The following is a 13,469-nucleotide window of genomic DNA, read 5'->3' as shown; positions in this document are numbered from 1 at the left end:
TTTTCCCGGAGACGGACAATAAATTATAAAAAATTAAATCGGAGATGAATTTAAAATGGGACAGATTACAGTAGAAACATGTGAAATAGAGGGACTTAAGGTCATCACACCCAAGGTTTTCGGTGATGCCAGAGGATACTTTGTTGAGACCTACAACAAGAATGATTTCGTTGCAGCGGGCATAGACGTTGAGTTCGTTCAGGACAACCAGTCAGCCAGCAGCAGAGGTGTGCTCAGGGGGCTCCACTTCCAGAAGCAGTTCCCTCAGGACAAGCTGGTTCGCTGCATAAACGGCGAGGTTTTTGATGTGGCTGTGGACCTTCGAAAGGACTCAAAGACCTTCGGAAAGTGGTTCGGAGTTGTGCTTTCAGCTGAGAATAAGAAGCAGTTCTTTATTCCCAAGGGCTTTGCCCATGGATTTTTGGTATTATCCGATTACGCCGAGTTCGCTTACAAGTGCTCGGATTTCTATCACCCCGATGATGAGGGCGGCCTTAAGTGGGACGATCCCGACATCGGAGTAGAGTGGCCTCTTCAGGAGGGCGTTAAGCTTAATCTTTCCGAGAAAGATACAAAGTGGGGAGGAATCAAGGAGTTTTGTTAACAGGATCAAAGAGGGTCTCCAAGAAGATGATCTTGGGGATTTTCTACGCACTGGCGCTGGCTTTGGCGCTGCTTGTTATCTTTCATAATAACCCATTGGCGGATCCGCACACCGAGATGCTCAAGAAGGTATGCGGATGCCTTCTTATAGGCATCAGCTGCATCCTGATCTTTGTTTGGTATGACAGGCTCATGGTACTTCCGGTGGAGCTGTTCCACTCCAGGAATCTCATAAAGCGTCTTGCCATCAATGATTTCAAGAAGCGCTATGCCGGTTCCTATATGGGTATCGTGTGGGCACTGGCTCAGCCGGTGGTCACTGTTGTAATGTATTACATTGTTTTCGACATAGTGTTCCGTCAAAGAGCCCAGGCGGTATCAGGAGGTGTGGAGATTCCATACGTCCTGTTTCTTACGTCCGGACTTGTGCCCTGGTTCTTCTTTACAGAGGCGCTGACCAACGGAACCACTTCACTTCTTGAGTACAACTACCTGGTGAAGAAGGTTCTTTTCAAGATCAGTATTCTGCCCATAATCAAGATAATTGCGGCCATGTTCATCCACGTGTTCTTCATCGGCGTTCTGATGATCATCGCCTGCGTATACGGATATTATCCCAATATTTACTGGCTGCAGATCATATATTACATCGGCTGTGAGTTCATTCTGGTGCTGTCACTAAGCTACGCCACCTGCGCCATCGTGGTGTTCTTCAGGGATCTTCTGCAGATCATCAGTATCTTCCTGCAGCTGTTCCAGTGGGCAACTCCCATCCTTTGGAATATCGACATCGTTCCCGACAAATATCAGTGGATCGTCAAGCTCAACCCCATGGTATACATCGTGGAGGGCTTCAGAAATTCAATCTACGGTGACACATGGTTCTTTGAGCACTTCTACTCATCCACCTATTTCTGGATCTTTGTGGTTGCGGCTTTCTGCCTTGGTGCGCTGATATTCAAACGCTCGAAGACGCACTTCGCAGACGTGCTATGATACAAGGGATTCAAGGTCACAGAAAAAATTATACTTGTATCATTATTTTATTTACTAAGGTATTTACATGGAAAAAGACATTGCGATTGAGGTAAAAGACCTCACAAAAGTATATAAGCTCTACGACAAGCCCATGGACAGGCTCAAGGACTCACTGGGCCTTCTTCGCGGTAAGAAGTACCGGGAGCACCTTGCCCTCAACAAGGTGAACCTCACCATCAGAAAGGGCGAGACCGTAGGCATCATCGGCACCAACGGCTCCGGTAAGTCCACGATCCTCAAGATCATCACAGGAGTTCTTTCTCCCACCGAGGGTGAAGTGAACGTGGACGGCCATATCTCGGCTCTTCTTGAGCTGGGCGCCGGCTTTAACATGGAATACAACGGAATCGATAACATATATCTGAATGGCATGATGATCGGCTTCTCCGAGGAGGAGATCACAAAGCGCCTTGATGCTATCTTAGAGTTTGCTGACATCGGCGACTACGTGTATCAGCCGGTCAAGACCTACTCCAGCGGTATGTTTGTGCGCCTTGCTTTTGCAGTGGCCATCAACATCGACCCGGAGATACTTATCGTTGACGAGGCTCTTTCCGTGGGAGATGTATTCTTCCAGGCCAAGTGTTATCACAAGTTTGAGGAGTTCAAGGAGCAGGGTAAGACCATCCTCTTTGTATCCCACGACCTTTCCAGCATCAGCAAGTACTGCGACAGGGCAGTGCTCCTGAACCAGGGCGTTATGCTTGGCGAGGGCACTCCCAAGAAGATGATCGACATCTACAAGCAGGTGTTGGTGGGACAGTATCCTCTTCCCAAGGCTGAGGGAGAGAATCTTCTTGATGACGAGGAGATCCGCGCTGCAGCTGCTAAAGCGGCGGACGGTAAGGGCGGCAAAGCCGATGCTTCGGGAGCCGGCGATGGTAAGAACGGCAAGGAAGGCAGCAAGGCCCGCAAGGATTCCGAGAACCCCGACACCCTTGAGTACGGCGACGGGGCGGCAGTCATTGAAGACTTTTTTGTCACTGATACATCAGGAACTACAACCAATTCAATAATCAAGGGCACGGAATTTACCGTGCACATGAAGGTTCGCTTCAACAGGGATGTTGCAGCACCTATATTTGCTTTCACCTTTAAGAACATCATGGGTATCGAGATCACCGGCACCAACTCCATGGTGGAGAAGGCATTTCTGGAGCCGGCCAAAGCAGGACAGGTCAAAGATATTTCTTTTACCCAGAAGATGAACCTTCAGGGCGGAGAATATCTCTTAAGCTTCGGAGTTACAGGCTTTGAGCAGGATAACTTTACGGTTTACCACAGACTTTACGACGCCCTGAATGTGACGGTGGTGTCGGACAAGAACACGGTGGGTTACTACGACATGGAGTCAAAGTGCGTGGTTACAGACGCAGAATAAACAGGGAACGAACACATGCAGGAAAACATAAAGATAGGCGGTGTGAGCCTTAATTTCAAACATTACTCGGGGGTTGATCTCTACAGCGACGGAGCCATAGAGAACGACCTTCTTGAGATTGTCAAAAAGTACAAGAAGGAAGAGTACCAGAAGGTCATCGAAGAGCGGGGCAGTTGGCCCATTCTCTATCACCTTTCCGACCAGAGGGCCAACATCGTTGAGTGGATCCCCATGGACAAAAGCGCCAAGGTTCTTGAAGTGGGCTCAGGGTGCGGCGCCATCACGGGCATGCTCTCCTCCAAGGCAAGAGAGGTAGTGGCCTGCGACCTTTCAAGGCGGCGTTCCGAGATCAACGCCACCAGGAACAGCGACTGTGACAACGTCACCATCCACGTTGGCAATTTCAGGGACATCGAGCCTGACCTGCCTTCTGATTTTGACTACATCTTCCTGATCGGCGTGTTTGAGTACGGCCAGGGCTACATCGGCACCGACAACCCCTACGAGAAGTTCCTGATGATGCTTAAGAAGCACCTTAAAAAGGGCGGAAGGATTGTCATCGCCATTGAGAACAGGCTGGGGCTTAAGTACTTTGCGGGCTGCGCCGAGGACCATCTTGGCACCTACTTTACCGGAATCGAGGGCTATTCGGCGGACAGTGTCGCCAAGACCTTCTCAAGGAACGGCCTTATCAATATCTTCAAGAGATGTGGTATGAATGATTACCACTTCTATTATCCTTATCCTGATTACAAGCTCATGACCATGATCCACTCGGATTCCTATCTTCCCAAGCACGGCGAGCTTCAGGACAACGTAAGGAACTACGACAGAGACAGGATGGTGCTCTTTAACGAGAAGCACGCCTACGAGGAGCTGGTGCGGGACGGCATGTATGCTGATTTCGCTAACTCTTTTGAAGTAATACTGGGACCGGGCTTTGACACCATCTACAGCAAATACAGTAACGACCGTGTTGATGAGTTCAAGATAAGGACGGACATCGCCATCGACCGGGCGGGCAGGAAGATCATCAGGAAGTTCCCGCTGACCGAGGCTGCAAAAGAGCATGTCTTTGGCATCAGGGATGCATACCTCAACCTTGTGGAGAAGTTCAGGGGCGGCGACCTGGAGATCAATGACTGCCAGTTGGACGAAAAAGGCGGCTGCGCCATTTTCTCTTTTGTCAACGGAGTTCCCTTGTCTTCGCTCCTTGATGAGTGCATCGACAGGGACGACATGGAGGGCTTTAATGCCCTTTTGAATGAGTACATTAAACGAATAGGTTATCGCGAGGATTATCCCGTTTCCGACTACGACCTGATATTCTCGAATATTATGGTCAATGGGCCTATTTGGACTATAATAGATTATGAATGGACCTACGGTAAGTGCATTCCGGTAAAAGAGCAGGTGTGGAGAGCGCTCTACTGCTACAGACTGGAAGATCGGAAGCGCGAACACTTCGATCCCAGGCCGGTTTACAAGAGGCTTGGTCTTACCGATGCAGAGATGGCAGAGCTTTTGGATGAGGAGTATGCTTTCCAGAAGTACGTCACCGGCAACCGCAAGTCCATGGTTGAGATCTACAAGGAGATTGGCAGAAAGGTGACTGTTCCCAAGGAACTTCTTGGGGGCGGCGAGGCTGCAAGGCCCGACGACTGCGTTCAGATCTACCTTGACGAGGGCGATGGTTATTCCGAGGAGGATTCCATCTTCCCTGAGGAGCAGTACGACGAGAACAACATCATTAATCTCGACATCAGGGTTTCCTCCGATTGCAGGAATGTCAGGGTTGATCCCGCGTTTGCGCCCTGCATCGTGACTATTCTCGATGCCACCTGGAACGGCAAGTCGCTTTCCGACGGAAGTATGAACATCAGCATCCATCCCGGAAACGGCCAGTGGATCTCGGACGACACCATGGTGTTCAACACCGACGACCCCAACATCGAGTTCGGGCTCGAGAGCAACACCCTGAGCGTACAGGAGCGCAATCACTTAAAGTTGACTCTTTTGATGGCTTTTTTGCCCAGAAGATCTGCAGATGCGGTGGTTGAATCCGTGGAAGCCCAGGAGGAGAAGGCTTCCGCAAAGGGTGAGAATATTCTCGGAAAGATCGGTAGAAAGATAAAGCAAAAACGCGAAGCGAAGTTCTATAAAGACGAGGAGTGGGACTAAGGGGAATGCTTAAAGACCTGGCGAAGGATACGCTTGTAAAGCGCAGAATAAAAAAATACGACAAGATGGTGGCTGCCAAGTCTTCGGCTTACGACAAGTGGCAGAAAGCCATGGAAAAAGAGCCGGTTGCTAAGCGCGAGGCTCCCATCCAGTACGAGGAAGGCCCCAACGGGGAGATGATTCCCCACAAGAAGCCCGAGCCCACCGTCAAGGTTATTCCCTATGCCAAGGTCTGGGAAGTTTCAGACATCAAAAGCGATGACAACGTGGTCTACATCTTTGTGAGCCCCAAGGGGAAGCTCGTTAAGAAGGCCCAGGAAGTCATCAGGCAGTATTTCATTGCCCACCCCGAACACAACGTAGTTTACGGAGATGAGGACGAGGTTTCATCAAACGGGAAGTATATTCATCCCTACTTCAAGCCCGACTGGTCTCCCGATTCATATCTCAATGCCTTTTATATAGGCAGTTTCTTTGCGTGCAGGGCAGAGACCATGCATGCAAGTGCAGTCGAATATGACAATGCAGTAAGGATGCTGGGCGGTACCGCCAATAAGCGCGGCTCGGTGGAGCAGACCGGGCTGGAGGCATCTCTTTTGTCCGCGGACGTATTGTTCTGTATGCTGGCCATACATGAGCATGCCTTCGGAAAGCGCACAGGGCTTGAGTTCCCCATCGGGCATATAAGAGAGGTGCTGTTCCACAGAAGCCCGGAGCAGGATGTTTTCTATGGCAGGAACTTCCACAGCTCAAGGCATATGCTGCTTAAGCCCACCACGGTCAGCATTGTCATTCCTTCCATGGATCATCCGGAAATCCTTAATCAGTGCCTGAATTCAATAATCGAGACCAATACCGACGAGAACATCACCTTCGACGTGGTCATCGTGGACAACGGCAGTAGCGCCGCCAACAGGGTGAAGTACGGCGTTTACGCAAGCCGCGCACCCAGGAAGAACGGCCTGACCAAGATCAACTATATCTATAAGCTCCAGGAGTTCAACTTCTCTGCAATGTGCAATCAGGGAGCAAGGAACTGCCAGGGCGAGTATCTTCTTTTCATGAACGATGATATCGAGTGCGTGAAGGAAGGATGGCTTCGTGAGATGGTTTCCCAGGCGCAGCTTGGGCACGTTGGAGCGGTCGGTGCAAAGCTCATCTACCCGGATACGGATCTGATCCAGCATGCGGGCATTGCAAATGTGCGCCGCGGCCCGGTTCACAAGCTTCAGAAGATGCACGACAACAAGAATCATTACTTCGGATATAACAGGGGTATTCACAACATGATCGGCGTGACAGCCGCATGTCTTATGATCAGCCGCAAGAAGTTTGCCGCTGTGGACGGATTCCCCGAGCAGTTAAAGGTTGCTTTCAACGACGTGGATTTCTGCTACACAGTCCACGAGAAGGGCTACTATAACGTATGCTGCAACCACATTTATCTGTATCATCACGAGTCCCTGACAAGGGGGCTTGATAACCTTGATCCCAAGAAGATGGAGAGGCTGGCTGTTGAGGGGGATACCCTTATGACAAGGCACTCACATCTATACAACGTGGATCCTTTCTACAGCCCGCACCTTACCGAGGATGAGACAATTTCAGCCATCATCCCCAAGGAGGATTACACTCCCGTGGAGGACCTGCCTCTTGCTGAGGTTTCCATTCACGAGAAGGGAATCCACGGTGCCAGGGAGGATCAGTGCCTGAGGATCGGCTGTGAGTACAACGGAACCATGGACAACTGGCTCTACGGCGTTACGGCTGTGGGGCATGAGGAGGGGTACTTCCTCAAGGGCTACAGCTTTGTCATCGGCTCCGACAATGCGATATACGACAAGAAACTTCTGCTTAGGCAGGTGGAGCGCCGCGAAGACGGCGCGGGCCCGGTGAATTCCAAGGTTTACAGCATTTCGCCATATATCTGGTACCGCCCGGACATTCGGGTGCGGCTTCAGGACCAGGTCAATGTGGACCTCACGGGATATAAGGTGCGCATAGACAAGAACACGCTTCCTGCGGGGTACTACCAGATCGGAATGCTGGCTATTGACAGGACCAGCCGGCTGAAGCTGATCAACTGGGTGCCGAACGTATTGAGAATAAGGGATTCAAGGTCATAGCTTGCTGCTGCTTGCAGCGAGCAAGCTATGACTTTGAAGATTTACGAGGAAATTATGTCACAGGAAATGGATTACAAGGCCGCCTACGAGCGGGAGAAATTAAAAACTGCAGATCTGGCGGGCAGGATTGCTGAGCTGGAGGATAAGAACCAGGAGCTTGAATTCAAGCTTAACAGGATTAAGAACAATCCCATCTGGAAAGCCTCCACACCGGCGCGAAATGCCATGCACTGGGTGATCCGCCAGAGGGACAGGATCAAGAATCAGGGATCCCTCAAGGGCGTCATCGCCAAGATCAAGTACAAGCAGGTCGAGAAAAGAGCCATGACTCACTACGGCACAGAGAGCTTCCCTTCCGAGGAGACGAGGAAGGAGCAGGAAAGCGCCGTATTCGAGAAGATGCCTCTTATCTCTATTCTGGTTCCGCTCTACAACACACCTGAGAAGTTCTTAAGAGACATGATCGAGTCGGTACTTGCCCAGACCTATGGGAACTGGCAGCTGTGTCTTGCAGATGGTTCCGATGACGAGCATGTTGGACTTGTTCAGACCATTGTAAAAGAGTATCAGGCGGACCCGAGAGCACTTAAGAACACTGACAATTGCAGGATCAAATATCAAAAGCTCGCCAAGAACGAAGGTATTGCCGGCAACACCAACCACTGCCTTGAACTTGCTGACGGCGAGTATATAGGACTCTTCGACCACGATGACATTCTCCATCCCGAGGTGCTCTATTGGTATGTGAAGGCCATCAACGAGCAGAATGCTGATTACATCTATTGCGATGAGACCACCTTCAAGGGCGATGACATCAACAAGATGATAACCATGCACTTCAAGCCCGATTATGCAATTGATAACTTAAGGGCCAACAACTATATCTGCCATTTCAGTGTGTTCAAAAGAACTCTCCTTGACGGCACAGAGCTCTTCAGGCCCAAGTTTGACGGAAGCCAGGACCACGACATGATCCTGCGCCTTACCGACAGAGCTGAGCACATCGTGCATGTGCCAAAGCTCCTTTATTACTGGAGAAGCCACGCAGGCAGCGTTGCATCTGACATCAGTGCTAAGCCCTATGCCATCGATGCGGCTAAGGGAGCTGTAGCTGACCATCTTCGCCGCCACGGCTATGATCATTTCAAGATCACCAGCACAAGGGCATTTGAGACTATTTTCAAGATTACTTACGAGGTCAAAGGAACCCCCAAGATCTCCATAATCATACCCAACTGCGAGCATGCGGAGGACCTGCGCCGCTGCATTAGTTCAATTTATGAGAAGTCCGTATACGACAACTACGAAATAATTGTTGTTGAGAATAACTCTAAGGGCAGCGAGATCCGCGGATACTACGAGGAGCTTAGAACAGGAGCTCTCAAAGACATCGTTAAGGTTGTTGATTTCACCGCCGCTAAAAAAGCAGGAGAGATTCCTGCGCAGAAGGCTGCAGCTGGCGCCGGCACAGAACAGACTGCATCAGCAGCATCTGCCAAGGCCGATGCAACCTACGACGCACCCTTTAATTTCTCTGCTGTCGTGAACTACGGAGTATCCCAGTCCACTGGGGAATACATCATCCTCCTTAACAACGACACCCAGGTCATCACCGTGAACTGGATGGAGGAACTCCTGATGTACGCCCAGAGATCAGATGTGGGAGCAGTAGGCGGCAAGCTCTATTTCCCGGACCGCAAGATCCAGCACGCAGGAGTTGTGCTTAAACTTGGTGCCCACAGAACTGCAGGCCATTCCCACTACGGACAGGCCGGCATGAACCTCGGCTACATGGGCCGCCTTTGCTACGCTCAGGATGTCAGCGCCGTAACCGGCGCCTGCCTCATGGTATCAAGAGCCAAGTTCGATGAAGTCGGCGGCTTTGACGAGAGCTTCCAGGTAAGTCTCAACGATGTTGACTTCTGCCTGAAACTCCGCGACAAGGGATACCTCAACGTATTCACTCCATTTGCTGAGCTGTTCCACTATGAGTCATTGTCCAGGGGTCTTGACCTTGAAGGCAAGAACGCAAAGCGCTACGAGATAGAATCCGAGCACTTCCGCACCAAGTGGAAGGAAGTACTTGATAAGGGAGATCCTTACTACAATCCCAACTTCTCCCTTGACCGCAGCGACTACAGTCTGAATGTTGAGGGATACTCAAGCCTTAGAACCCAGTAAGGAAGGATAAGTAATGGTAGTTGTTGTTATTAGTTGGATCTATATAGCGGCAATATGTCTTTCAATAGGAATCGCTGTAAACAAAGCGCTCTCAAAGCTTATTCCCGTTCCAGGATATAAGCATATCGGATATACCGGCTACATTGTCACCGGCCTTGTGACCCTGACAGTGTATGCTGAAACTTTCAGCATATTTTATAAGGTCGGTGCAGTCTGTCATGCTATCATGCTTGCAGTTGCCATAGTTACCGCATTCTTTAATCGGGACGAGATAAAGGCTATTGTTACTTCAGTTATACGGAAACTTCGCGGTAACAGGCTGATCCTGTTTGCTGCTGTTATCGTGGCCGGTGCTTTCTTTACATCAAGGGGAACATTCCATACCGATACCGGAATCTACCATGCTCAGGCGATCAGACTCATTGAGGAGTACGGAGTATTAAAGGGGCTGGGTAATCTTCAGCTTCATTACGCGTACAACAGTTCCTATCTGCCTCTTTGCGCTCTCTTTACCCTGAGCTTTATCCTGCCTTTTGCACTTCACACCATGACAGGATTCTTGATGGTTCTTTTTACCATCTATGCAATAGACGGACTTTTCGATTTCACCAGGCACGGAAAACACGGCGGAGACATGGCGAGAGTTGCCATCCTCATCTATGCTTTCGGTAATATGACCGGCCTTCAGTCCCCGGCAACGGATTACAGTACCATGTTCATGGTTCTTTATATATTCTGTGGATGGATCACATACGCTGAGGAGGTGGCCGTAAATTCTTTTGACCGGAGAGAGGACATTGCATATTACGGATATCTTTCGGTTCTTGCCATCTTTGTTGTCAGCATGAAGCTGTCTGCAGCTATGGTGGTACTCCTTGCGACACTGCCCTTTATAGCGCTCGTGAAAAAGAAAATGTGGAAGGAGCTTACATTCTTCTTGCTTATAGGATTCCTTTCGTTTCTGCCCTATTTGGTGCGAAACGTGATACTGTCAGGCTGGCTCTTCTACCCGGTTTCTGCGATAGACCTTTTTAACTTTGACTGGAAGATCCCTGCTGAGTATATGAAGATCGATTCGGACCAGATAAAGGTCTGGGGCAGATGTCTCTTTGACGTGAATAAGGTGGACCTTAGCGTTAGCCAGTGGATAGGCCCCTGGTGGGAAAACAAGCAGCATTATGAAGAGATGTTGTGCTACTCACAGATTGTGGCGATTCCGCTGCTAATTCTGGGCGTTGTTGGCAGGATCAGGGAAAAGACAACCAATCCCGCCCTTCCGGCTTTCTATATGGCTATACTGGTGAATCTTGTGATGTGGTTTATGACAGCGCCCTTCATCAGATACGGCCTGGCATTCATGCTTCTTTTGCCCCTGTGTGTCATGGGAGATGCCCTTGATGTAATCGCAAGGAAAAAGAACATCGTGTTAGCCTTTCTGGCTGCTCTTATCGCCATAAACTTCTTTAGCTGGATAGACAGGTATTTCACCGATGATCTGGTGTTTGTGAAACATTACATCACTGACGACTACTACCTTGTTCCGGTTGAATTCCCTAAGAGCGATATGAGCACCATGGATATGAACGGACAGACAATCTATATAGCCGGAATTGACGAAGTAAACAGCTATCATGTCTACCCTGGCAGCTGCTACGGAATGATGGCTGAGCGCACCGAGCTTAGAGGCGACAGTTTTGAAGACGGTTTCAAGGCAAAATAAATCTCTGTCTCGCGGCCTCGACCTCGAAGGCAAGAACGCAAAGCGCTACGAGATAGAGTCTGAGCATTTCCGCACCAAGTGGAAGGAAGTACTTGATAAGGGAAATCCGTACTACAATCCCAACTTCTCCCTTGACCGCAGCGACTACAGCCTGAATGTGGAAGGCTATTCCAGCTTAAGGACGCAGTAAGTTGACACCCACATCCAGAACATGATGGATAAGATAAAGAGGAGGCAGCCTATGGGATTATTTGATGAGTGGGAAGGCTTCAACTATCAGGAAGTGAAGCAGAACGGCCGAGATGAAGGCGAAGAGATAAAGCTTATAAAGCAAGTCTGCAAAAAAATGACCTTAGGTCAGGATGTGGCTCAGATCGCCCGGGATCTGGTCGAAGATGAAGAGACCATTCAGGAGATATACGACGTAGCCGGTAAATATGCTCCTGAGTTTGATCCTGAGAAGATATATGAGGAACTGGCCGAGGCAGGAAATCTTGTTGAAAGTTAAAAAGAACTATGACAGACAGCGTACGTATTATCCCCCTTGGGGGATTTGATAAGATCGGAATGAACATGACTCTGATAGAGTCAAAGGACAGCATTATAGCCATCGACTGCGGAATGTCTTTTCCGCCGGACAATATGCCCGGAGTGACGGCGATGATCCCCGACACGACTTACCTTGAGGAGAACAGGGATAAGTTTAAGGGTATTGTTCTGACTCACGGCCACGAGGATCACATCGGGGCTCTGCCTTATATTTTGGGAGAAATGAAGGTGCCGGTTTACGGCACGCCTCTGACTATTGCCCTTGTGGAAAAAAGACTCTCCGACTTTGGAATAAAGGGCATTAAGACCAGAGTGATAAAGCAGGGTGCCACGATAGTCGTGGGGGATTTCAAGGTCGAGTTCATAAAGGCCAGCCACAGTATCCCCGACTCAGCCATGCTGGCAATCTATACGCCGCTGGGAATAATCTTCAATACCGGCGACTTTAAGCTGGATATGACCCCGGTTACAGGAAAAATGGGCGACATCTCCAGGATCACAGCCCTTGGAAGCAAGGGAGTTCTGGCAGTTCTTTCAGACAGCACAAACGCAATGACAGAAGGCTTTTCCAGATCGGAACTCTATGTCTATGAACAGCTGGATGTCATGTTCAGCAGATACCGTGGAAGCAGGCTCATCATCGTTACCTTTGCCACCAATATGGACAGGATACAACAGATCATCAATCTGGCGGGCAAATACGGAAGAAAGATGGTGATGGAAGGCGAGCTGATGTTGGAAGTATTCAGCGAAGCCGGGAAACTGGGCTACGTGGATGTCCCTGAGGATATGATAGTCAGCGCCGACAGGATGAATGATTATGAAGACGGCGAGATCATCTTCCTTACCACCGGAAGTCACGGAAAGTCTGTGCAGTGTATTTCCGAAATCGCTCAGGGAAGCCATCCCGGAATCAGGATAAAAGAGAATGATGTTGTCCTTTTCAGTTCCATCGCAATCCACGGTAATGAGGTAGAATTCAACAGAACCCTGAACAGCCTCGAGGAGCAGGGGGCAACAGTAGTTTTCCAAGATCTTCACGCCACAGGTCACGCCTGTGCAGAAGAACTGAAACTCCTATTTGCAGTACTCCACCCTAGTTATGTTATTCCCGCCCACGGCGAGTACAGATACAGACGTGAAGCCAAGAGAATAGCAGCTGAAGTGGGTATCCCCGCAAAGAATATATTCCTCATCGATAACGGCGATGTGGTGGAGCTGGCAAGAGCCCCGGAAGAACAGTCGGATTCGGACACTTCAACACCTGACGACATCACCTGCTCTGTTACAGATCACATTTCTCTTCACGACATTCTGGTGGATGGCAGCGAGAGAACCAGGATCGACCGCACCATTATCAGGGACAGAGAGCGGCTCTCGGAGTCAGGAGTTGTAGTCATCGAGGTCTGCATAGACAAGATGACAGGGCGTCTTGCATCCGGAATAAATATCACCAGTCGCGGCTTTGTTGATGAGAAAAAATATCAGGGGCTTAAAGGGGCACTTGAAACCGCTGTGTCCGGGGAAATTGCAAGGTGCATCGGACAGGGCGTCAGGGACGAAAGAATGTCCCGGGGAGTAGAGCGCATCGCCAAAGATCTGATAAAGGATAATACCGGTAAGGGCCCGATAGTCATTGTCCTTATCACCGACGTTATGCTATAATATTACTTGCTTAATTGATTTAAAT

General features: G+C 49.7%; 10 protein-coding genes. All 10 read left to right on the top strand.

The window, feature by feature from the left end; all coding sequences use genetic code 11:
* Positions 1–55 precede the first annotated feature (55 nt).
* A complete protein-coding gene (rfbC, locus tag T456_RS0117450) occupies positions 56–604 on the top strand; it encodes a dTDP-4-dehydrorhamnose 3,5-epimerase (protein WP_024867291.1) in 549 nt (182 codons plus the stop codon).
* The gene (locus tag T456_RS0117445) at positions 598–1,599 is read left to right on the top strand and encodes an ABC transporter permease (protein WP_242836009.1); all 1,002 of its coding nucleotides are present in this window, start codon (positions 598–600) and stop codon (positions 1,597–1,599) included. Before rfbC ends, T456_RS0117445 begins: the two co-directional genes overlap by 7 nt.
* Positions 1,600–1,666: 67 nt before the next feature.
* Entirely contained in the window at positions 1,667–3,022 is a 1,356-nt protein-coding gene (locus T456_RS0117440; RefSeq protein ID WP_024867289.1) for an ABC transporter ATP-binding protein, read from the top strand.
* 15 nt (positions 3,023–3,037) lie between these two features.
* Entirely contained in the window at positions 3,038–5,203 is a 2,166-nt protein-coding gene (locus T456_RS22145; protein WP_024867288.1) for a class I SAM-dependent methyltransferase, read from the top strand.
* A 5-nt stretch (positions 5,204–5,208) separates the two neighbouring features.
* Complete coding sequence (locus T456_RS0117430) at positions 5,209–7,329, top strand: glycosyltransferase family 2 protein (protein WP_024867287.1); 2,121 nt, start codon at positions 5,209–5,211, stop codon at positions 7,327–7,329.
* 54 nt (positions 7,330–7,383) lie between these two features.
* A complete protein-coding gene (locus T456_RS0117425) occupies positions 7,384–9,510 on the top strand; it encodes a glycosyltransferase family 2 protein (RefSeq protein WP_024867286.1) in 2,127 nt (708 codons plus the stop codon).
* A 13-nt stretch (positions 9,511–9,523) separates the two neighbouring features.
* Positions 9,524–11,230 carry an LIC_10190 family membrane protein gene (locus tag T456_RS0117420; protein ID WP_024867285.1) on the top strand — a complete coding sequence of 569 codons (1,707 nt, stop codon included), beginning with the start codon at positions 9,524–9,526 and terminating at the stop codon, positions 11,228–11,230.
* Positions 11,205–11,420 (top strand): hypothetical protein, encoded by a 216-nt coding sequence (locus T456_RS0117415; protein WP_024867284.1) that lies wholly within the window; start codon positions 11,205–11,207, stop codon positions 11,418–11,420. Before T456_RS0117420 ends, T456_RS0117415 begins: the two co-directional genes overlap by 26 nt.
* A 51-nt stretch (positions 11,421–11,471) precedes the next feature.
* The gene (locus T456_RS0117410) at positions 11,472–11,738 is read left to right on the top strand and encodes a hypothetical protein (protein WP_024867283.1); all 267 of its coding nucleotides are present in this window, start codon (positions 11,472–11,474) and stop codon (positions 11,736–11,738) included.
* 8 nt (positions 11,739–11,746) lie between these two features.
* Positions 11,747–13,444 carry a ribonuclease J gene (locus T456_RS0117405; RefSeq protein ID WP_024867282.1) on the top strand — a complete coding sequence of 566 codons (1,698 nt, stop codon included), beginning with the start codon at positions 11,747–11,749 and terminating at the stop codon, positions 13,442–13,444.
* Positions 13,445–13,469: the final 25 nt, after the last annotated feature.

This window comes from Butyrivibrio sp. FCS014 (assembly GCF_000526935.1).
GTDB lineage: Bacteria > Bacillota > Clostridia > Lachnospirales > Lachnospiraceae > Butyrivibrio.
Note: the sequence above shows the minus strand (reverse complement) of the source record. Positions and strands in the feature narration are given on the sequence as shown.